General features: G+C 71.4%; 19 protein-coding genes. 6 read left to right on the forward strand and 13 right to left on the reverse strand.

What is annotated here, in order from left to right:
* Window positions 1-140: 140 nt before the first annotated feature.
* Window positions 141-797, forward strand: a complete 657-nt coding sequence (locus BM214_RS07940) for a hypothetical protein (RefSeq protein WP_090485325.1) — start codon at window positions 141-143, stop codon at window positions 795-797.
* Here BM214_RS07940 and nfi read toward each other — a convergent pair.
* The 7 genes from nfi to cobA form a co-directional block, all read right to left on the reverse strand.
* Window positions 785-1,492 (reverse strand): deoxyribonuclease V, encoded by a 708-nt coding sequence (nfi, locus tag BM214_RS07945; RefSeq protein ID WP_090485328.1) that lies wholly within the window; start codon window positions 1,490-1,492, stop codon window positions 785-787. The two genes, BM214_RS07940 and nfi, sit on opposite strands and share 13 nt — an antisense overlap.
* On the reverse strand, window positions 1,476-3,536 hold the full coding sequence (gene recG, locus BM214_RS07950; RefSeq protein ID WP_090485332.1) for an ATP-dependent DNA helicase RecG: 2,061 nt from the start codon (window positions 3,534-3,536) through the stop codon (window positions 1,476-1,478). The genes nfi and recG overlap by 17 nt, the downstream gene beginning before the upstream one ends.
* A gap of 258 nt (window positions 3,537-3,794) precedes the next feature.
* A complete protein-coding gene (locus BM214_RS07955) occupies window positions 3,795-4,178 on the reverse strand; it encodes a Rid family detoxifying hydrolase (RefSeq protein ID WP_090485335.1) in 384 nt (127 codons plus the stop codon).
* Window positions 4,179-4,215: 37 nt separating this feature from the next.
* A complete protein-coding gene (lysA, locus tag BM214_RS07960; protein WP_090485338.1) occupies window positions 4,216-5,472 on the reverse strand; it encodes a diaminopimelate decarboxylase in 1,257 nt (418 codons plus the stop codon).
* Between the two features lie 38 nt (window positions 5,473-5,510).
* On the reverse strand, window positions 5,511-5,648 hold the full coding sequence (gene lptM, locus BM214_RS07965) for an LPS translocon maturation chaperone LptM (protein WP_090485341.1): 138 nt from the start codon (window positions 5,646-5,648) through the stop codon (window positions 5,511-5,513).
* A 147-nt stretch (window positions 5,649-5,795) separates the two neighbouring features.
* Window positions 5,796-6,302, reverse strand: a complete 507-nt coding sequence (gene greB, locus BM214_RS07970) for a transcription elongation factor GreB (RefSeq protein WP_090485343.1) — start codon at window positions 6,300-6,302, stop codon at window positions 5,796-5,798.
* Window positions 6,303-6,347: 45 nt separating this feature from the next.
* The gene (gene cobA / locus BM214_RS07975) at window positions 6,348-7,211 is read right to left on the reverse strand and encodes a uroporphyrinogen-III C-methyltransferase (RefSeq protein ID WP_090485346.1); all 864 of its coding nucleotides are present in this window, start codon (window positions 7,209-7,211) and stop codon (window positions 6,348-6,350) included.
* Window positions 7,212-7,232: 21 nt separating this feature from the next.
* Between cobA and BM214_RS07980 the strand changes: the two genes are divergently transcribed.
* Window positions 7,233-8,345 (forward strand): cobalt-precorrin-5B (C(1))-methyltransferase, encoded by a 1,113-nt coding sequence (locus BM214_RS07980; RefSeq protein ID WP_090485350.1) that lies wholly within the window; start codon window positions 7,233-7,235, stop codon window positions 8,343-8,345.
* A 10-nt stretch (window positions 8,346-8,355) separates the two neighbouring features.
* Here BM214_RS07980 and cobM read toward each other — a convergent pair whose 3' ends face one another.
* Window positions 8,356-9,138, reverse strand: coding sequence for a precorrin-4 C(11)-methyltransferase (gene cobM, locus BM214_RS07985; protein WP_090485353.1), 783 nt, complete (start codon window positions 9,136-9,138; stop codon window positions 8,356-8,358).
* Window positions 9,139-9,570: 432 nt separating this feature from the next.
* Window positions 9,571-10,776 carry a precorrin-6y C5,15-methyltransferase (decarboxylating) subunit CbiE gene (gene cbiE, locus BM214_RS07990; RefSeq protein ID WP_244887896.1) on the reverse strand — a complete coding sequence of 402 codons (1,206 nt, stop codon included), beginning with the start codon at window positions 10,774-10,776 and terminating at the stop codon, window positions 9,571-9,573.
* A gap of 114 nt (window positions 10,777-10,890) precedes the next feature.
* On the opposite strand from cbiE, the gene BM214_RS07995 reads away from it, so the two are divergent.
* Complete coding sequence (locus BM214_RS07995; protein ID WP_090485359.1) at window positions 10,891-11,655, forward strand: cobalt-precorrin-6A reductase; 765 nt, start codon at window positions 10,891-10,893, stop codon at window positions 11,653-11,655.
* 4 nt (window positions 11,656-11,659) lie between these two features.
* Here the strand turns inward: BM214_RS07995 and cobJ are convergent, their stop codons facing one another.
* The 3 genes from cobJ to BM214_RS08010 are packed head-to-tail and all read right to left on the reverse strand — an operon-like array spanning window position 11,660 to window position 13,781.
* Complete coding sequence (gene cobJ / locus BM214_RS08000) at window positions 11,660-12,421, reverse strand: precorrin-3B C(17)-methyltransferase (RefSeq protein WP_090485362.1); 762 nt, start codon at window positions 12,419-12,421, stop codon at window positions 11,660-11,662.
* On the reverse strand, window positions 12,418-13,149 hold the full coding sequence (locus BM214_RS08005) for a precorrin-2 C(20)-methyltransferase (RefSeq protein ID WP_342351308.1): 732 nt from the start codon (window positions 13,147-13,149) through the stop codon (window positions 12,418-12,420). Before BM214_RS08005 ends, cobJ begins: the two co-directional genes overlap by 4 nt.
* Complete coding sequence (locus BM214_RS08010; protein ID WP_090485366.1) at window positions 13,149-13,781, reverse strand: precorrin-8X methylmutase; 633 nt, start codon at window positions 13,779-13,781, stop codon at window positions 13,149-13,151. Before BM214_RS08010 ends, BM214_RS08005 begins: the two co-directional genes overlap by 1 nt.
* A 286-nt stretch (window positions 13,782-14,067) precedes the next feature.
* On the opposite strand from BM214_RS08010, the gene BM214_RS08015 reads away from it, so the two are divergent.
* Both BM214_RS08015 and BM214_RS08020 read left to right on the forward strand, forming a co-directional pair.
* Window positions 14,068-16,014, forward strand: coding sequence for a PAS domain-containing hybrid sensor histidine kinase/response regulator (locus BM214_RS08015; protein ID WP_177217624.1), 1,947 nt, complete (start codon window positions 14,068-14,070; stop codon window positions 16,012-16,014).
* Between the two features lie 116 nt (window positions 16,015-16,130).
* Window positions 16,131-17,807, forward strand: coding sequence for a sensor domain-containing diguanylate cyclase (locus BM214_RS08020; RefSeq protein WP_177217625.1), 1,677 nt, complete (start codon window positions 16,131-16,133; stop codon window positions 17,805-17,807).
* 6 nt (window positions 17,808-17,813) lie between these two features.
* On the opposite strand, the gene BM214_RS08025 is transcribed toward BM214_RS08020, so the two are convergent.
* Entirely contained in the window at window positions 17,814-18,752 is a 939-nt protein-coding gene (locus tag BM214_RS08025) for a histone deacetylase family protein (protein WP_090485376.1), read from the reverse strand.
* Window positions 18,753-18,954: 202 nt separating this feature from the next.
* Here BM214_RS08025 and BM214_RS08030 point away from each other — a divergent pair, with 202 nt between their 5' ends.
* On the forward strand, window positions 18,955-21,636 hold the full coding sequence (locus tag BM214_RS08030; protein ID WP_090485378.1) for a bifunctional acetate--CoA ligase family protein/GNAT family N-acetyltransferase: 2,682 nt from the start codon (window positions 18,955-18,957) through the stop codon (window positions 21,634-21,636).
* Window positions 21,637-21,649 lie beyond the last annotated feature (13 nt).

A 21,649-nucleotide genomic window follows, 5' to 3' on the forward strand; every position in this document is an offset into this window, starting at 1 on the left:
ACTAGCCCCCGGAATGTGAACCGGATCACTGAACACACCGGCACCCCGCGGGAACGTCACGGACGCCCCATGGGTTTGGGCCCTGCATGGGCGCCGGGGTTCCTTGTCCTACACCCCTGAGCACTGAAGGAGATCATGCCATGCAATGGACGACACGTCCCCTGTTCGCCGCCACCCTTTTGGGTCTGGGCCTTTGCACCACCGCCGCCACCGCCCAGGCGGAGGGCTTCGCCCTGGGGGCCAAACTGGGCACCACCGGCCTCGGTCTGGAGGGGACCGTGGGGCTGCGGGACCACCTGAACCTGCGCGGCGGGGTCTACGGCCTGGACTACAGCCGGGAGCTGGAAGAGGACGGCATCGAATACGACGGTGACCTGGAGCTGCGCAGCGCCGCCCTGCTGGCCGACTGGCATCCCTTCGGCGGTGGCTTCCGGGTGAGCGCTGGCGGCTACTACAACGGCAACGAGTTCAGCGGCAGCGCCGAGGGCAGCCTGGACATCGGCAACGACACCTATGACGCCCGCCTGGACGCCACCGTGGACTGGGACAGCTTTGCCCCCTATCTGGGGGTGGGCTATGGCAACGCCGTGGCGGGCGGCGGCTGGTCCTTCGCCTTCGACCTGGGGGTGATGTTCACCGGCTCCCCCAACGTGGACCTGGACGGCCAGGTGAGTGATCCCATCCTGCAAGACCGTTTCGAGGACGACCTGCGCCGGGAGGAGGCCCAGTTGGAGGACGACGTGGAGGACATCGAGTACTACCCCGTCCTCAACCTGGGGCTGGCCTACCGCTTCTGAACCGCCGCCTCCCGCCGGGGACCGTCCCGGCGGGAGGCGATGCGGTCCGCCCGCCGGATGGGCTCCGGCAGGCGGTAGCGGGGAGCGGCCTGCAGCACCAGCTGGCAGGCCGCATCCAGGGCCACGCGATGGCCCGTGGAGACATACACGGGGCGCACCCCGGTGCGGGTGCGCAACACGCGGCCGATCACCTCCCCCCGGTCCGCCAGCGGCACCGTCGAACCGCGCAGCACGCCCACCTCCCCATGACGCCCCACCAGGCGCGACTTGCCCACCCCCACCGACGGCAGATCGGTGATCAGCCCCAGATGGGCGGCGATGCCCAGGCGGCGGGGATGGGCGATGCCCTGCCCGTCGCACAGCAACAGGTCCGGCGGGACCTGCAGCCCCTCCAGGGCCCGGAGCACCGCCGGGATCTCGCGAAAGGACAGCAGGCCGGGCACATAGGGAAAGGCGGTGGGCACGCGGGCGACGGCATCCTCCAGGGGCTCCAGATGCGGCCAGGAGAAGACCGACACCACCGCCCGGGTGATCCCGCCCCCCTGCTCAAAGCCCACGTCCACGCCGGCCACCCGCTCCAGGGGCCCGAAGCGGTCCCCCCGTTCCACCCGCGGCGCCAGCCGCGTCTGCAGCGCCCGGGCCGCCTCCGGGGTCAGGCCCCAGGGGTGATGCAGATCCTCATGCGATGCGTCCATAGGCCTCCGCTTCCCCGAGCCAGCGCTGGATCAGGGGATCCACCTGTTGCGGGTGATCCGCCAGCAGCCGCGCCGCCGCCGTCTGCACCTCTTCCAGCAGATCCTGGTCGCGCACGATATCGGCGATGCGAAACTGCATCATCCCCGTCTGCCGCGTGCCCAGCACCTCCCCGGGGCCCCGCAGTTCCAGGTCGATGCGTGCCATCTCGAAACCGTCGGTGCTGGAGCGCAGGGCCTCCAGGCGCCGCCGGGCCGTGTCCGACAGGGGGGGATGATACAGCAGCACACAGGCGCTGGCCTCGCGCCCCCGCCCCACCCGGCCCCGCAACTGGTGCAGCTGCGCCAGCCCCAGGCGCTCGGCGTTCTCGATGATCATGAGCGAGGCGTTGGGCACGTCCACCCCCACCTCGATGACGGTGGTGGCCACCAGCAACTGCACCTCCCCCGCCTGGAAGCGGGCCATCACCGCCTCCTTCTCCCGGGGCCGCATGCGCCCGTGCACCAGGCCCACGGCGGCCCCCGGCAGGGCCTCTGCCAGCAGGTCCCGGGTCTGCTCCGCCGCCTGGGCCTGAAGCACGTCCGATTCCTCCACCAGGGTACAGACCCAGTAGGCCTGGCGGCCCGCGTCCAGGGCATGGCGGATGCGCTGCACCACCTCGTCGCGGCGGCTGTCGCACACCGCCACGGTGGTCACCGGGGTCCGCCCCGGGGGCAATTCATCGATGATGGAGGCATCCAGGTCGGCGTAGGCGGTCATGGCCAGGGTGCGGGGGATGGGGGTGGCGGTCATGATGAGCTGATGGGGCAGGCGTCCCTCCCCGGCCCCCTTCTCCCGCAGGGCCATGCGCTGGTGCACCCCGAAGCGGTGCTGCTCGTCCACCACCACCAGGGCCAGATCGCGGAAGCTGACCTCCCCCTGGAACAGGGCATGGGTGCCCACCGCCACCGCCGCCGTGCCCGCTGCCAGGGCCTCGGCCGCCTCCCGCCGGGCGCGGGCCCCCTGCTTGCCGGAGAACCAGGCCGTCTCCACCCCCAGGGGGGCCAGCAGGGCGCGGAAGTTGCGCAGGTGCTGCTCCGCCAGGATCTCCGTGGGGGCCATCACCGCCGCCTGATACCCCGCCTCCACCGCCTGCAGGCAGGCGGCCACCGCCACCAGGGTCTTGCCCGAACCCACGTCCCCCTGCACCAGGCGCAGCATGGGATGGGGCCGGGCCATATCCGCCAGGATCTCGGCGATGACCCGCTCCTGGGCCCCGGTGAGGGCGAAGGGCAGCGCCCGGCGCAGCCCCTGCAGCAGCCGGCCGGGGACGCACACGGCGGGCGCTGCGTGGGCCGTGGTATGGGCCCGCAGGCGGCCCAGGCTCAGCTGATGGGCCACCAGTTCCTCGAAGGCCAGGCGGCGCTGCGCCGGATGGCGCCCCTCCAGCAGCCGGGAGACGGCCACGTCCGGCGGCGGGCGGTGCACCGTGCGCAGGGCCGTGGCCAGATCCGGCAGGCCCGCCCCGTCCAGCACCGCCGGGGGCAGGTATTCCACGAGCCGGTCCACCCGCGCCAGGGCCTCGTCGGTGAGCCGCCGCAGGGTGGCCTGGTGCAGGCCCTCGGTGGTGGGATAGACGGGGGTCAGGCAGTCCTCCACCGGTTCGTGGGCGGACTGCAGGACGCGGTACTCCGGATGCACCAGTTCCATACCGGCGCGGCCCATGCGGGCCTCGCCGAAACAGCGCAGCCGGGTGCCGCGCACCAGGGTCTTCTGCTGGGCGGCGGAGAAATGGAAGAAACGCAGGATCAGACCGCCGGAGCCGTCACTCAGGTGCACCAGCCACATGCGGCGGCCCCGATGCAGCACCTCGGTGTGGTCCACCACGCCCTCCACCACACCCTCGTCCCCGGGGCGCAGGGTGGCGATGGGCACGATGCGGGTGCGGTCCTGGTAGCGCAGGGGCAGATGGAAGAGCAGGTCCTGGACACTGCGGATCCCCAGCCGCTCCAGCCGCTGGGCCATGCGCGGCCCCACCCCCCGCAGCGCGTTGACGGGCTCGTTCATGGCGGGGTCGGGGATAGCGGGGGGAGCCTGCGGGGGGCCCCTTGGGGGTCACCCGGTGCGGGGGGTGTCCCGGAAGCGGGTGTGCGCCGCAGGGAAGCGGCGCGCAAGCCTACAGGGAGGTATTCACGGCGTCCCGCTGCAGGGACACCCCCCGCACCGGGTGACCGGCGGCCCGGACGACACCCCGGACGGCGCCTCGGGCCGCGCGCCCCCCGCGGGGATCCCTTCCCTTGCACCCGCATCGCCGCCCGGCGGGGCTCAGCCCAGGACCATGACCGCATCCATCTCCACCGGCGCCCCCTTGGGCAGGCTGGCCACACCGATGGCGGCCCGGGCCGGGTAGGGCTCGGCGAAGTACTCGGTCATGATCTCGTTCACCAGGGCGAAATGCCCCAGGTCCGTGAGGTAGATGTTCAGCTTGACGATATCCGCGAGACCGCCGCCGGCGGCCGCGGCCACGGCCGCGAGGTTGTCGAAGACCCGCCGCACCTGCGCCTCCATGGGGCCCTCCACCATCTCCATGGTCTCGGGCACCAGGGGGATCTGGCCGGAGAGATAGACCGTATCCCCGGCCTTCACGGCCTGGGAATAGGGACCGATGGCCCGGGGGGCGTCGGGGGTGGCGATGATCTCGCGTGCCATGGCAATACCTCGTCGTTGGGGTTCGTCTCTCTCGCCGCTAGCGCTCGTCCGCGGGCAGCAGCGACTCCCGGGCCATGAGTTCCTCCAGGGTCTCGCGGCGGGTCACCCGGTGGGCCCGGTCCCCGTCCACCATCACCTCCGCGGCGCGGGGACGGGTATTGTAATTGGAGCTCATGACGTAACCGTAGGCCCCGGCGGAACGCACCGCCAGCAGATCCCCCGGCTCCAGGGCCAGGGCGCGGTCCTTGCCCAGGAAGTCCCCGGTCTCGCACACGGGCCCCACCACGTCGTAGACCCGCCCCGCCCCGGCGCGTGGACGCACCGGCACGATCTCCATCCAGGCCTGGTACAGGGCGGGGCGCAGGAGGTCGTTCATGGCCCCGTCCACGATGGCGAAGTCCTTGTGCCCGCCGTGCTTGAGGTAGTTCACCCGGGTGAGCAGCACCCCGGCATTGCCGGCGATGGCGCGGCCGGGCTCCATGAGGATCTCGTAGCGGCTGTCCCCCAGGGCCTGCAGGAGGGCACGGGCGTAGTCCCGGGGCGAAGGCGGATTCTCGTCCCGGTAGCGGATGCCCAGGCCGCCCCCCAAATCCAGGTGTTGCAGGGGGATGCCTTCCGTCTCCAGGGTATGGGCCAGGGCAAGGATCCGTTCCAGGGCGGCGGTGAAGGGCTCCAGCTGCGTGAGCTGGGAGCCGATGTGGCAGTCCAGGCCGGTGACGCGCACATGGGACAGCCCCGCCGCCTGGCGGTACAGGGCCAGGGCCGTGTCCACGTCCACGCCGAACTTGTTCTCCTTCAGCCCCGTGGAGATATAGGGATGGGTGCGGGCGTCCACGTCCGGATTCACCCGCACCGAGACCGGGGCGATCCGGCCCAGGGCCGCGGCCTCGGCGTTGAGGCGCTGCAGTTCCGGGGCGGACTCCACGTTGAAGCAGCGGATGCCCACCTCCAGGGCGCGGCGCATCTCGTGGGGCTGCTTGCCCACCCCGGAGAAGACCACCCGGCCGGGATCCCCCCCGGCCCGCAGCACCCGTTCCAGCTCCCCCACGGAGACGATGTCAAAACCCGAGCCCAGACGCGCCAGGACATCGAGCACCGCCAGGCTGGCATTGGCCTTCACCGCATAGCAGACCAGATGGGGATGCCCCGCCAGGGCCTCGTCGAAGGCCCGCCAGTGGCGCTCCAGGGTAGCCCGGGAATAGACATACAGCGGTGTGCCGTGCTCCGCCGCCAGGGCCTCCAGGCTCACCCCCTCGGCGTGCAGCACACCGTCTTCCAGGTTGAAATGATCCATCCGTTGTCCTGCTTGAAGGTCGAAATGAAACGGGCGGCCTAGCGTTCCACCTGCCCCGGCGGGGGTTCCTCGGGGAGATACAGATCCCCTTTCTGGCCGCAGCCGGCCAGCAGGCTGGCGCAGCCCAGGAGCATCACCAGGGCGATGCACAACCGACGGGAGACCCATGGACCCATGGCACACACCTCGCTGAATGCAGTCTATGCGTTCAACCGCCGCCCCCGGCAGCGGATCGTCCTTCCATCCCGGAAACGGGAGATGGCGCAGCGCAACGGCCTGACATCCGGCCCGCCCTCAAGGACGGGGTATGCGCCGTGATGGGCTCATTCCCCGGCCCCGGGATAGGCGATCTCCACCACCTCGTAGCGTGCCACCCCCCCCGGCGTGTGCACCTCCACCTCATCGTCCAGGTGGCGCCCCAGCAGGGCCCGGGCCACGGGGGAGTCCACGCTGATCCAGCCCCGCTCCGGGTCGAACTCGTCGGCCCCGACGATGCGGTAGGTCACCTCCCTCCCATCCGCGTCCGCCAGGGTGACCCGGGCCCCGAAGAAGACCCGGTCCCGGTCCGCCGGCGCATCGCGCACCACCTTGAGATCGGGGATGCGCTTTTGCAGGTAGCGGATGCGCCGGTCGATCTCCCGCAGCTCCTTCTTGCGGTAGATGTACTCCGCGTTCTCCGAACGGTCCCCCTCGGCGGCGGCGGCCGCCAGGTGGCGGGTCACGTCCGCCCGGCGGGTCCAGAGCCCGTCCAGTTCCGCCTCCAGGGTCGCGTGGCCCTCGGGGGTGATATAGGGCGAGGATCGGGGGGACGGGGGACGCCAGCGGGACATGTCCGGGAGCTTATCAGATCGACCACCGGATTTCGTAACACCGGCCTAGGAAGAAGACACCTCCCCCATGGCCTGGGTCACCACACGCTGCAACGTGTTGCGGCAGTTCACGATCTCCCCCAGGACGATGATGGCCGGGGCATCCAGCCCCTCCCGGCGCAGGGTCTCCAGCAACGTCCCCAGGGTGGCCACCACCACCCGCTCCTGGGCGGTGGTGGCCCAGGCCACCACCGCCGCCGGGGTCTCGGGGGCCATCCCCCCCTGTCCCAGCCCCTCCAGGATGAAGGGCAGGTTCTTCAGGGCCATGTAGAGCACCACCGGCTGCCCCAGGCGGGCCACCAGGGGCCAGTCGATGCCCTCGGGTGTGGGCCGGCGCCCGGCGCCGTGACCGGTGGCCAGGAACAGGGCCTGGTTCACGCCCCGGCAGGTGGCGGGGATGCCCACGGCGCTCAGGCCCGCCAGACCGGAGGTGAGCCCCGGGATCACCCGATTGGGGATGCCCGCCTCCACCAGCGCCGCCACCTCCTCGCCGCCGCGGCCGAAGATGAAGGGGTCGCCGCCCTTGAGGCGTACCACGCGAAAGCCGCGCCGGGCCTGATCCATCAGGGTGGCGGTGATCTCGTCCTGATGGGTGGAGGGCCGACCGCCGCGCTTGCCGGCGAAAATGCGCACCGCCTGCGGCGGCGCCAGGGCCAGGGTGCGGGCGTCGATGAGGGCGTCATGCACCAGCACATCCGCCTGCAGCAGGGCCGACAGGGCGTGCAGGGTGAGCAACCCCGGATCGCCGGGACCGGCCCCCACGATCCACACCTCGCCGGGGCGCATGCGCGGCATCCCCGGGATCAGGGTCTCCAGGGCCTCCAGCGCCGCCCCGGGGGCGGGATTCGGTGATGGGGACAGTGGATTCATCGCTTCGGTATACTCCATGCCATGTCTGATCAGACCCCTTCGCATCGACCCCAGGGGACCGCCCTGCGGCGGGGCTGGACCACCGGGGCCTGCGCCACCGCCGCCACCAAGGCCGCCTTCTCGGCCCTGGCGGGCGGGGGCTTTCCCGATCCGGTACGCATCACCCTGCCCAAGGGGCTCACCCCCGCCTTCTCGCTGGCCATGCAGGAGCGGGGCGAGGACTGGGCCCGGGCCGGTGTCGTCAAGGACGCCGGCGACGACCCGGACGTCACCCACGGCGCCCTGGTACAGGCCACCGTGCGCCGGGGGCCGCCGGGCAGCGGGGTACGGTTCTGCGCCGGCGAGGGGGTGGGCCAGGTGACCCGGGCGGGCCTGCCCGTGGCCATCGGCGAACCCGCCATCAACCCCTCGCCCCGGGCCATGATGCGCCGGGCCGTGGAAGAAATAGCCGCACAGTGTAACGTGTCCGGCGATGTTCTCGTGGAAATTTCCATCCCCGGGGGGGAAGGGATCGCCGCGGACACCCTCAACCCCCGCCTGGGCATCCTCGGGGGGCTGTCCATCCTCGGCACCACCGGCGTGGTGGTGCCCTTCTCCTGCTCCGCCTGGATCCACGCCATCCAGCGGGGCATCGACGTGGCCCGGGCCGCCGGCCTGGAACACGTGGCCGGCTCCACGGGGCGCACCTCCGAAAAGGCGGTGCAGGCCCATCACGCCCTGCCCGACGCGGCCCTCATCGACATGGGGGACTTCATCGGCGGCATGCTCAAGTACCTGCGCACCCACCCGGTGCCGCGCATCACCGTGGCCGGGGGCATGGCCAAGATCACCAAGCTCTCCCAGGGCTTCATGGACGTGCATTCCCGCCGCGGCCAGGCGGACCTGGGCCAACTGGCCCGGCTTGCCGCCACCGCCGGGGCGGACCCGGACTGCCAGGCCCGCATCGCCGCCTCCAACACGGTGGCCGAGGCCTTCGGCCACGCCCAGGAGGCCGGCGTCTCACTGGGGGACGCCGTGGCCCGGGCGGCCCACGCATTCGCCCAGGGGCTCATCGACCCGCAACGCAGCCGCCTGGAGATCCTGATCTTCGACCGCGCCGGCCAACGGGTGGGCCGGGCCGGGTTCATGGACTGAACCCGTTCTTTCAGTCCGCCCCGGCCGCCCCCTCCGGTCCGCCGGAACGGTAGCGGCGCCGGTACTCGGGATCGTACAGGGCGCTCTCACGGAAATCCCGGCTGCCCAGGGCCGGGCCCACCAGGATGAGGCCGGTGCGCTCCACCGGCGAGGCCCGCATCTGCTCCACCAGGGTCCCCAGGGTCCCCCGCACCAGCACCTGATCCGGCCAGGTGACCCGGGCCACCACGGCAGCGGGACACTCTTCCCCGTAGAACGGCACCAACCGCGTCACCACCTCCTCCAGGCGGTGCACGGCCAGATGGATGGCCAGGGTCGCTCCGGTGCGGGCAAAGTGCTCCAGGTCCTCCCCGGGGGGCATCTTCGAGGCCCGCCCCGACACCCGGGTAAGGACCAGGCTCTGGCTCACCTCCGGCACCGTCAGCTCCCGCCCCAGCGCCGCCGCCGCAGCACCGAAGGCCGGCACCCCCGGCGTGAGGGTATAGGGGATGCCGTGGCGCTCCAGGCGGCGGATCTGCTCCGCCACGGCGCTGTACACCGACAGATCCCCGGAATGCAGCCGCGCCACATCCTCCCCCGCGGCAAAGGCGCGCAGGTATTCGGCCTCGATGGCATCCAGATCCAGGGGGGCGGTATCCACCATGCGCGCCCCGGAGGGGCAGTGGGCCAGTACCTCCCGGGGCACAATGGAACCGGCGTAGAGACACACGGGACAGGCCGCCAGCAGGCGCACCCCCCGCAGGGTCATCAGATCCGCCGCGCCGGGACCGGCGCCGATGAAATGAACCGTCATGATGGTACCCGTTGCAATCCTGGATCTATGGTTCCCGCCCGTGGTCCCCAAAGGCAGACCCGGGTCCGGGGGGATCCCCGGAGGCGGGTGTGCGCCGCAGGGAAGCGGCACGCAAGCCTGCAGGGAGGGATGCACGGCGGCCCGCCGCAGGGGGCCACCCCCCAAAGGCAGGTCCGGGCCCGGGGGGATCCCCGGAGGCGGGTGTGCGCCGCAGGGAAGCGGCGCGCAAGCCTGCAGGGAGGGATGCACGGCGGCCCGCCGCAGGGGGCCACCCCCCAAAGGCAGGTCCGGGCCCGGGGGGATCCCCGGAGGCGGGTGTGCGCCGCAGGGAAGCGGCGCGCAAGCCTACAGGGAGGTATGCACGGCGGCCCGCCGCAGGGGATCCCCCCGGGCCCGGACCGGAAACCCGGCCCACCGATCCAGAAAACGGCATCATCCCTTCTCCACCACCCACTGCAGCACCGGCATGGCGGGCCGGAAGGCATGCAGCCCACCCACCCGGTCCAGGCGCTCCACGGACAGCCGCGTCAGACTCCCCCCCAGACGTTGCCAGGCCTCCAAAACCACCTGCTGCGTCTCCACCACCACCACATTGGCCACCAGGCGCCCGCCGGGACGCAACGCCTCCCAGCAGCGCTCGATCACCGCCGCATCCCGGGCCCCGCCCCCGAGGAACACCGCATCCGGCGCCGGCAGATCCTCCAGCCCCTCCGGGGCACGGCCCCGGCGTACCTCCAGTCGGGGAACCCCCAGATCGGCGGCGTTGCGCACCGCCCGGGCGGCCCGCTCCGGATGGCTCTCCAGGGCAATGGCCCGGTTGGCCGGATGGGCCAGGAGCCACTCGACGGACACCGAACCGGAGCCGCAGCCCACGTCCCAGAGCAACTCCCCGGCCCGGGGGGCAAGACTGGAGAGGGTCAGGGCCCGCACCTCCCGCTTGGTGATCTGCCCGTCGTGCTCGAACCAGTCATCCGGCAGCCCCGGGGCCCGGGGCAGGATGCGGGCCCCGGGCCCCGGGCGCACCTCCAGGGCCAGCAGATTCAGCGGATCCACATCCGCCAGGTCAAAGCCCCGGGCGGTGGTGGCGCGCACCCGCTCCCGGGGCCCGCCCAGGGCCTCCAGCACCGTCATGACCGTCTCCCCCAACCCCCAGTCCGACAGGGTCCGAGCCACCCGTGCAGGGGTCTGCCCATCGGCGCAGAGCACGAACAGGCCACGCCCCGGCTGCAAGAACGGCCGCAGGCCCTCCAGGGGGCGGCCCGTGAGGGAGACCACGGGGCAGTCCTGCTGCGCCCAGCCCAGCCGGGCCGCCGCCAGGGCGATGCTGGAGGCCTGGGGCAGGCAACGCCACTCCCCGGGATCCAGATGCGGACGCAGGGTACTGCCCACGCCAAAGAAGAAGGGATCCCCGGAGGCCAGCACCGCCACCGGCCGCCCCCGGTGGGCCAAAAGCTCCGGCAACGTGTCCGCCAGGGGCGAGGCCCAGGCCAGGCGGCGCCCCCGGATCAGGGGCCCGGCCAGGGCCAGATGCCGATGGCCCCCCACCACCAGCTCCGCCTGCTCCAGCAGCGCCCGCGCCGCCGGGCTCAACCCCTCGACGCCCTCCTCCCCCAGGCCTATGATGCTCAGCCAGGGCATGTGCGGACCTTCCTTCTCGGGATGGGAGACGGGATTTGGCATCGTTCTTCAGTGTACCGGTGAATGGATTCGACGACGCACCCGCCCGCGGCTCCACCTCCCACAAGGCAGTCCATGACGGCAGTGACCCCACCCCTGCGGCTCCTCATCCTCGGCGGCACCGGCGAGGCCCTTGCGGTGGCCCGCGCCCTGGAGGGCGACGGGCGCTTTGCACCCGTGTACTCCGTGGCGGGCCGCACCCGCAACCCCCGGCTGCCGGATCTGCCCTCCCGGGTGGGTGGGTTCGGCGGCCCGGAGGGCCTGGCCGCCTATCTGCGGGAACAGGGCGTGCAGGTGCTGCTGGACGCCACCCATCCCTTCGCTGCCCGCATCTCCGCCAACGCCGCCGCCGCCGCACGGGCCACCGGCGTGCCCCTGCTGGCCCTGCGCCGCCCCCCATGGACCCCGGGCCCCGGGGACCACTGGCAGATGGTGACGGACATGACCGCCGCCGCCCGGGCCCTGGGGGAGACCCCGAGGCGGGTGCTGCTCACCATCGGCCAGCTGGAACTGGCGGCCTTTTGCCAGGCCCCGCAGCACCACTACCTGGTGCGCAGCGTGGAACTCCCCGAGATCCGACCGCCCCGCTGCGAATGCCTCACCCTGCGCGGACCGTTCCAGTTGGAAGACGAACTGGAACTGATGCGCACCCGGCGCATCGACGCCCTGGTGACCAAGAACTCCGGCGGCGAGGCCACCCGGCCCAAGCTGGAGGCGGCACGCCGCTGCGGCGTGACGGTGATCATGGTGCAGCGCCCGCCGGTGCCGGAGGTGGCGCAAACCGTACCCGGCCCGGAGGCGGCCCTGGCCTGGCTGCGGCGCCGGGCCGGCGGGACCTAGCGGACTAGGCATTCATCCCCACGCGGCGCGGGGTGTACACCCACGGCTCGCCCCCCGGACGAGGGATGAGGCGGGTCTCGGCATTGCCCACCATCACCAGGGTGCGCATGTCCGCCTGCTCCGGCCGGGCATCGGCCAGGGTGGTGATCTCCACGTGCTCCTCGGGCCGGCTCACCGCGCGGGCGAAGATCACCGGCACGCTGCCCGGCAGATGCCGACGCAGGCGCGCCAGGGCCTCCCCCAACTGCCAGGGACGGGCCTTGGAGATGGGGTTGTAGAAGGCCATGGCAAAGCCGGCGCAGGCCGCCGCCTCCAGGCGGTTGAGGATCACCCCCCAGGGCTTGAGGTTGTCCGACAGGGAGAGGACACAGAAATCGTTGCCAAAGGGGGCCCCCAGGCGCGCGGCGGCGGCCAGCACCGCCGACACCCCGGGATGCACCGCCACCTCCAGCGCCCGCCAGCGGGGATCGCCCTGCTCCATGGCCTCGAACACCGCCGCCGCCATGCCAAAGACACCGCCGTCCCCGGAGGAGACCACGGCCACCCGCCGGCCCTGTATCGCCAGATCCAGGGCGAGGCGGGCACGCTGGATCTCCTCGCGGTTATCGGAACCGTGGATGCGCTGCCCGCTGTCCTCCGCCACCCGCTCCAGGTAGGGCACATAACCCACCAGGTCCGTGGCCTGGGCCAGGGCCCCGGCCGCCCGGGGGCAACGCAGGTCCTCGGCACCGGGACCCAGGCCGATGATGTCCACCCGTCCGCTCATCTCACCCCCTGTCTTCCGGGCACCAGCACAATGGTGAAATAGGGCACCGCTTGGTCGGCGGGCCAGTCCGCCAGGGGCGTTACCCGCTCCCCGTTCATGCTGCCCCGCTCCACCAGGATGGCCCGGTGCAGCATCCCGGCCTGCCCCAGGGCGGCGCGGATGCGAGGCAGATTGCGCCCCACCTTCATGAACACGGCGGCGTCCGTGACGCGCAGCCGCTCCACCAGCGCCGCCTCCGGCAGGGTGCCCGGGAGCACGGTGAGCACATCGTCGCCATGGGTGATGGGGGCATCGGCCCGGGTCCAGCAGGCGCTCATACCGGTGATGCCCGGTACCACCTCCGCGGCGAAGCGTCCCGCCAGGCGGTCGTGCAGGTACATGTAGGAGCCGTAGAAGAACGGGTCCCCCTCGCAGATCACCGCCACGTCCCGGCCCGCCTCCAGGTGCGCCGCCAGCTGCCGGGCGCAGTCGTCATAGAAGGCATTCATCTCCCGGTGGTAGCGGGGATCGCTCACCGCCACCTCCAGGGTGAAGGGATACTCCAGGCGCAGCCGGGTCTGCTGCGCCAGCAGATGGGGTTCGGCGATGGTCCAGGCGTTGCCGGTGCGTCCGGCCTTGGCGAAGGCGGCCACCACCGGGGCCGCCTGCAGCCGCCGCAGCCCCTTGAGGGTGATCAGCTCCGGATCCCCGGGCCCCAAACCGATGCCAAGCAGGGTGCCGCAGGCCATCATTCCCGCTCGCAGGCCAGGGCGTTGACGGCCGCCACGGCCATGGCGCTGCCCCCCAGGCGGCCGCGCACGATGATCGACTCCAGGTCCGGGCGCTCTTCCAGGGCCTCCTTGGACTCGGCGGCCCCGACAAAACCCACGGCCATGCCCAGGACCAGGGCCGGGCGCGGCGCGCCGGCGTCGATGAGCTCCAGCAGGTGGAACAAGGCCGTGGGGGCGTTGCCGATGGCCACCACGGCCCCGTCCATGCGCTCGCCCCACAGGTCCAGGGCGGCGGCGGAGCGGGTGTTGCCCATCTGCCGGGCCAGATCCGGCACCCGGGGATCCCCCAGGGTGCAGAGGATGGCGTTGTCCGCCGGCAGGCGGGCGCGGGTGATGCCGTGGGCCACCATCTGGCTGTCGCAGAGGATGGGGCGGCCCGCCTCCAGGGCCGCCTGCCCGGCCCGGGCGGCCCCGGGGGTAAAGACCATGTCATCCACCACCCCTACCATGCCGCAGGCATGGATCACCCGCACGGCGACGCGGGCCTCCTCGGGGGTGAGATGGGCCAGATCCGCCTCGGCGCGGATGGTGGCGAAGGACTGGGCATAGATGGCGGCGCCATCCTTGATGTAGTCGTAGCTCTGGGCCATGGGGAACGGGCTCGGGGCGCGGCCGGCGGCGTCACGGAAGGGGGCAAGAGCATAGCGAGTCCCGGCGGGCGGGGCAATGGGCGGCGGCTGCGGGGCGACGGATGCCCCGGCCGCGGCTTGTATGCATGCAGAGAAAGTCTATATTCTCGTGACGCGGCACGGGCGAGCCACCGGGCGGGACCCGGCTGCGGGGCACCGCAGCCGCGCCGCACACGATGCCGGGGAAGGCGGCAGGCCCCCAGCGGCATTCCGCGCCACCCCGAGCGCTCAATGGAGGATGTCATTCATGGCCGAACACCCCCACCCAATGGAACGCATCGCCGCCCCCCTGCCCGCCCTCATCTACCAGTATCACCTGCACCCGGACGGCACCGCCGCCCTGCCCTACGCCAGCAACGCGATCCATGGGTTCTACGGCCTGTCGCCGGAAGAGGCGACCCGGGATGTAAGCCGCCTGTTCGAGCGCATCCACCCGGAGGACCGCCAGGGTTTCCAGGAGAGCATCACCCGCTCCGCCGAGCAGATGACCCCCTGGCAGGCCGAATACCGCATCCTCCATCCCCACCGGGGGGAGATCTGGGTGCAGGCCCATGCCCTGCCCGAACGCCTGCCCGACGGCGGCATCCTGTGGAGCGGCTACAAGCTGGACATCACCGAACACAAGCGCCTGCAGGCGGAGCTGTCCGAAAGCCGCGCCAAGCTGCAGGAGGCGGGACACCTGGCCCGCCTCGGCCACTGGGAGATCCACCTGGGCCGGGGTGAAGTATGGCTGTCGGACCTGGCCTTCCTCATCCACGGCCACGCCCCCGGCACCTTCCGTCCCACCCTCCGGCGCTACTCCAAACTGGTGCACCCCGAGGACCGGGACCGCATCAAGGCCGTGCTCAAACAGGCCATCCGCGGCGACATCGACGATGTGCAGACCAGCGAGCACCGCATCGTGAAACCGGACGGCACGGTGGCCTGGGTGCACACCGAGACCCGCATCCACCGGGGAGGCAAAGGCAAGGGGCGGACCAAGCGCATCTTCGGCACGGTACAGGACATCACCGCCCACAAGCGCGTCGAGGAGGACCTGCGGGCCTCCAAGAGCGTGTCCGACCGGGCCAACCAATTGAAGTCGGAATTCATCCTGGGGATGAGCCACGAACTGCGCACCCCCATGAACGCCATCCTGGGGTTCGCCCAGCTCCTGGACGCCGATCCGGACTTGAACGCGGACCAGCGGGAGAACGTGCAGGAGATCCTCAAGGCCGGGGACCACCTGCTGGAACTGATGAACGAGATCCTGGACCTGTCCCGGGTGGAATCGGGGAAGATGGAACTGGCCGCCGTCACCGTGGACTGCGAGGCCCTGGCGCGGGAGTGCATCACCCTGGCCCGGCCCCTGGCCGAACCCCGGGGCATCCGCCTGGAGTGCCGCGTGGACGAGACCCCCCATGCCCTGGGGGACGGCCTGCGGCTCAAGCAGGTGCTGGTGAACCTGCTCTCCAACGGCATCAAGTACAACCGCCCCGGGGGCCGGGTGGATCTGCATGTCCGCCCCCAGGGGGAATGGGTGCACATGGAGGTCTCCGACACCGGCTATGGCATCCCCCCGGAACGCCGGGGAGAGCTCTTCCAGCCCTTCAACCGCCTGGACCACAACGAGGTGGAGGGCACGGGCATCGGGCTGGTGATCTGCAAGCGCCTGGTGGAGGCCATGGGGGGCACCATCTCGGTACAGAGCGAGCCCGGCCGGGGCAGCCGCTTTTGCGTGCGCCTGCCCCGGGCCTACCCGGAACAGGCGGCGGCGGGCATGGCCATGGCCCCGGAGTACACCCGGGAGCCCCCCCGGGCCCAGGGCACGGTGCTGCACATCGACGACAACCCGGGCAACCTGCGGCTCATGCAGCGCCTGGCGGCCCGTCTGGGGGAGGTGGAACTCATCGGCGCGGCGACCCCCTCCCTGGGCATCGACCTGGCGGTGGCCTATCATCCCGACCTGATCCTGATGGACCTGCACATGCCCGGGATCAACGGCTTCGAGGCCCTCCACACCCTGCGGCGCATGCCCGCGCTGCAGGATACCCCCGTGGTGGCCCTGACGGCCTGCGCCTCCCGGGACGAGATCCACCGGGGCCGGGAGGCGGGCTTCGACGGCTATCTCACCCTGCCGCTGAACCTCCAGGAAGTGCTGGACACGGTACACCACCACCTTCGCGACGGGAGTCGGCCCGCGAAGTCCGCCTGAACCGCCCTGCAACCAGGAATACCGCCCTGTCCGACCGCGTCCTACCCCTGCCGTCCCTCGCCGCGCTGTGCCTGCTGCTCCTGGTGCTGGGATCACCGGACCCGGTCCGGGCCCAAGTGTCCTGGCCCGCCCCCCTGCCCCTGGAGGCCGGTGAACGCATCCCCCTGGGCCCCCATGCCGCGGTCTACCTGGACCCTCAGGGCCACGACAGGCCGCAGGACCTGCTGGCGGATACAGACACCCGCTTCCGCCCCCTGGGGACACACGCCTTCAACCTGGGCATGCGCCCCGGGGTGCTCTGGGTGGCCTTCGTTCTGGACCGCGGCGCCGCCCCGGGGGACCGCATCCTCAACCTGGACAACCCCCTCTTCGAGCACGTCACTCTGTTCACCCAGGGACCCGAAGGCCACTGGCAGCAGACCGGACGCAACCCCAGCGTGGGCCCTTCCGGGCGGTTGCAGCCCGCCTGGCGGCACAGCTTTCGCATCGCGGCGGCCGGGGAGGACGCGAGCCGGCACCTGCTGCGCATCGACAGCGGCCAGGCCCTGCGCTTCTACGCCGAGATCCAGACCCCCGCCGGACACCGGGCCCAGAGCAACCGCTTCTGGCTGGCCCAGGGGTTCTACCACGGGATGATCCTGGCCCTGGCGCTGTACAACCTGTTCCTGCTCTTCACCCTGCGGGACACCAGCTACGCCTGGTACATCGCCTTCGTGCTCTCCACGGCGGCGTACTTCCTCTTCCAGCGGGGGCTGCACCTGGAATTCCTGCCCGGGATGCCCATCCAGACCACCCACCAACTCATGTTCACCGCCCTGACCCTGATGTCGGTGTTCGCCCTCCAGTTCAGCCGGCGCTTCCTCATCACCCGGCGCCGTGACCCGACCCTGGACCGCCTGCTGCGCCTGCTGCTGCCCGTCCCCCTGCTGGGGCTGGCCCTGAGCCTCTGGGCCGGTCCGGCCGCCGGCGTGCTGTCCTTCTCCCTGGCGGGGCTGGCGGCCATCGTCCTCATCCTCACCGCGGCGGCGCGGGCCCTGTGGCTGCACCGCTTCACCCCCGCGGCCTATCTCCTGGGGGCCTGGTCCGTGCTCATCCTGGGCATGGTGGTGTTCATCGCCGCCGCCCTGGGATGGCTGCCCAACAACACCCTCACCTACTACGGCGCGCAGGTGGGTTCGGCCCTGGACACGGTGCTGCTCTCCCTGGCCCTGGCGGACCGCATCCGGGCGCTGCGGGCGGAACGCGAGGCTCTGGCCCGCCGCGGCGACCAGCTGGAGCGCATCACCCTCATGGATGAACTCACGGGCCTGTTCAACCGCCGCCATCTGGAGCGCCGCCTGCCGGAGATGGTGGCCGAGGCCCGCCGCCGCGGTGACCCCCTGTCGGTGCTCCTCATCGACGCCGACGACTTCAAGCGCATCAACGATACCCATGGCCACCCGGTGGGGGATCAGGTGCTCATCCGCCTGGGCCAGGCCCTGGCGGACAGCGTGCGCCGGGGCGACACCCTGTGCCGCTACGGCGGGGAGGAATTCGTCGCCCTGCTGCCGGGGGCCGACGCGCGCACGGCCGAGGAGGTGGCCCGGCGCATGCTCCGGGCCGTATCCCGCACCCCCACGCCGCTGCAGCCCCAAGAACCGCCCCAGACGGTGAGCATCGGCCTGGCCACCCTGGAACCGGACGACACCCCGAACGACCTCTTCCTGCGGGCGGACAAGGCCCTCTATGAGGCCAAGCAGTCGGGCAAGAACCGGGTGCGCGGCGGCTCCCGCGAACCCGGGGTGCATTCCTGAAGGGGATCAGTACCCGATCAGGGCGTCCAAATGCACCGCCACGGAGCGGCCCAGGCTGGACAGGTCATACCCCCCTTCCAGGCAGGACACCAGCCGGCCGCCGGCATGGCGGTCGGCCAGGTCCTTGAGCTGGCGCGTCACCCAGGCATAGTCGTCCTCCACCAGGCGCAGGTCCGCCATGTCCTCCTCCCGGTGGGCATCGAACCCGGCGGAGATCATCACCAATTGCGGGCAAAGGTCCTCCAGGGCCGGCAGCCAGTGCGCCTGCACCGCCTCGCGAAAGTCCGCCCCGGTGGCGCCCCGGGGCAGCGGGCAGTCCACCAGGTTGGGGGTCTCCTTCTCCGTGCCGGTGAAGGGGTAGAAGGGATGCTGGAAGGTGGAGCAGAACAGCACCCGCGGCTCCTGGCGGAAGATCTCCTCGGTGCCGTTGCCGTGGTGCACATCGAAATCCACCACCGCCACCCGCTCCAGGCCGTGATGGGCCAAGGCGTGGGCCGCACCCACGGCCACGTTGTTGAAGATGCAAAAGCCCATGGCCCGGGCGCGTTCGGCGTGGTGCCCCGGCGGGCGCACGCTGCAGAAGGCGCTGGAGGCCTCGCCGGACATCACCAGGTCCACCCCCAGCACGGCGGCACCGGCGGCCCGGCGGGCGGAGGTGAGGGTGTGTCCGGTCATCACCGTATCCCCCTCGTCCAGGCACACCATGGTGTCGCTGTCCTGCGGCGGCGCGGAGGCCTCCACCCAGTCCACGTAACCGGCGTCGTGCACCCGCAGGAGTTGCTCCCGGGTCACCAGCGGGGCGTCGTAGTGGCTGAGCAGGATGCCGATGCCGGAGGCCAGCAGGCGGTCGTCGATGGCGGACAGGCGCTCCGGCACCTCGGGATGGTGGGCGGCCACCCGGTGCAGGGTGCAGTCATGATGCGTGATGAAGGCGATGGCGGTCATGGGCGGCTCCTGTGGCTCGATCCCATGGTACCCATGGGGGCCGCGTTAGGCCATCGGGCCGGGGGCGCCCCCGCGGATGGCCCGCGGGCGGCTATGCTTCGGGAAGACCGCCGCCCGGGACACCGGTTTCGCTGCACCGCAGCATGCCCCATACTATACTTGCACGTGTCGCCCCCAACCGAGGTGGACCTCCAGCCAGACCATGGGACCGCATTTCCTCAACCGCATCTTCTCCCCCCGCAGCATCGCCGTGATCGGGGCCACCGAGCGCAAGAACGCCCTGGGCAACGTGGTGTTCTCCAACCTCCTGGCCTCCGGGTTCAAGGGGGAGCTCTACCCGGTGAACCCCAAACACAAGCAGGTACGCGGCCACAAGGCCTTCGCGGACGTGGAGGCCATCGGCCGGCCGGTGGACCTGGTGGTGGTGGCCACCCCGGCGCGCACCATCCCGGGCATCCTGCGCCACTGCGGCGAACACGGGGTGCGCGGGGCGGTGGTCCTCTCCGCCGGCTTCGCCGAATCCGGTCGCGCCGGCAAGCGCCTGGAGGAGGCCATGATGGAGGCGGCGCGGGAGTACGATCTGCGCCTCATCGGCCCCAACTGCCTGGGGGTGATGCGTCCCAGCCGCGGGCTCAACGCCACCTTCAGCCAGAACCAGGCCCTGCCCGGCAATCTGGCCCTGGTGTCCCAGTCCGGGGCCATCTGCACCGCCATCCTGGACTGGGCCCAGAGCCAGGAGATCGGCTTCTCCGCCGTGGCCTCCATGGGGGACGCCTCGGATGTGGACTTCGGCGACGTGCTGGACTACCTGGCCCTGGACCGGGAGACCCGCAGCATCCTGTTGTACGTGGAGGGGGTGCACAACGCCCGGCACTTCATGAGCGGCCTGCGGGCGGCGGCGCGCATGAAGCCGGTGATCGTCATCAAGGCCGGACGCCACGCCGAGGGCTCCCGCGCGGCCATGTCCCACACCGGCTCCATGGTGGGGGCGGACGATGTCTTCGACGCCGCCCTGGAACGGGCCGGGGCCGTGCGCGCCATGACCATCCAGCAGCTCTTCTCCGCTGCGCGCATCCTCTCCAGCGGCTACCGCGTGGAGGGCAACCGCCTGGCCATCGTCACCAACGCCGGCGGCCCCGGTGTGATGGCCACCGACCGGGCCGTGGAGCTGGACGTGAGCATGGCCCAGTTCCAGACGGCCACCATGGAGCGGCTCAACCAGGCCCTGCCGGAGCAGTGGTCCCACGGCAACCCGGTGGACATCCTGGGGGACGCCGACACCCAACGCTTCCAGGATGCCACCACCGCCTGCCTGGAGGACCCCGGCGTGGACGCCGCCATCGTCATGCTCACCCCCCAGGCCATGACCGAGCCCCTGGAGGTGGCCCGGGTCACCGCCCAGGTGGCGAAGAAGGTGAAAAAGCCGGTGCTGGGCTGCTGGATGGGGGACAGACAGGTGCGCGAGGCCCGGGAACACCTGACCCACGAACGCCTGCCCCACTTCACCACCCCCGAGGCCTCGGTGGAGGGATTCGCCTATCTGGCGACCTACAAACGCAACCAGCGCCTGCTGCTGCAGGTGCCCAGCCCCCTCACCGACCGCGGCCGCACCGACGTGCAGGGGGCGCGGCTCATCATCGAGGGGGCCCTGGCGGAGGGGCGCAAGGTGCTCAGCACCATGGAGTCCAAGGCGGTGCTCTCGGCCTTCCGCATCCCGGTCACCCAGACCATGCGCGCCACCAGTGCCAGCGAGGCCCTGGTGGCCGCCGGCACCGTGGGCTATCCGGTGGCCATGAAGATCGACTCCCCGGACATCACGCACAAGTCCGACGTGCAGGGGGTGCGCCTGAACATCAGCAGCGCCGAATCGGTGCGCAGCGCCTTCCTGACCATGGTGGAGGATGCCCGCCGCCTGCAGCCCGAGGCCCGCATCGACGGCGTCACCCTGGAGCGCATGCACAAGAGCACCCACGGCCGCGAGCTCATGGTGGGGGTGCTGCGGGACCCGGTGTTCGGCCCGGTGATCAGCTTCGGCTCCGGCGGCACCTCCGTGGAGGTGATCAAGGACCGGGCGGTGGCCCTGCCGCCGCTGAACGAGGTGATCATCGAGGGCATGATCGCCCGCACCAAGGTGGCCAAGCTGCTCAAGCAGTTCCGCAACATGCCCGCCGTGGACGAGGAGGGGCTGGAACAGGTGTTGCTGCGGGTCTCGGAGATGGTGTGCGAGCTGCCCGAGATCCAGGAGATGGACATCAACCCCCTCATCGTGGACGAACGCGGCCTGGCGGCGGTGGACGCCCGCATCAGCGTGGCCTACCCGCCGGCCATGCCCGACCGCTATGCCCACATGGCCATCCACCCCTACCCGGCCCACCTGGTGAGCCAGTGGCAGCTGCCCGACGGCATCAACCTCACCATCCGCCCCATCCGCCCGGAGGACGCCCGCATCGAGCAGGAATTCGTGCGCCATCTGTCGCCGGAATCCCGCTACTTCCGCTTCATGCAGGCGGTGCACGAGCTCACCCCGCAGATGCTGGTGCGCTTCACCCAGATCGACTACGACCGGGAGATGGCCCTGGTGGCCGTACAAGAACAGCCGGACGGCTCGGAGTTGCAGGTGGCCGTGGCCCGCTACACCGCCAACCCGGACCAGCTGAGTTGCGAGTTCGCCCTCGCCGTGGCGGACGAGTGGCAGGGCCGGGGCATCGGTTCGCACCTGATGAACGAGCTCATGGAGGTGGCCCGCTCCCGCGGCCTGCGCACCATGGAGGGCGAGGTGCTGGCGCAGAACACCAACATGATGGCCCTCATGCACCGCCTGGGCTTCAGCGCCCGCAACAGCCCCGAGGACGAGGGCATCAAGCTGGTGAGCAAGCGGCTCTAGGCCCCGTGTCCCA

The organism is Ectothiorhodospira mobilis, from assembly GCF_900114895.1.
GTDB lineage: Bacteria > Pseudomonadota > Gammaproteobacteria > Ectothiorhodospirales > Ectothiorhodospiraceae > Ectothiorhodospira > Ectothiorhodospira mobilis_A.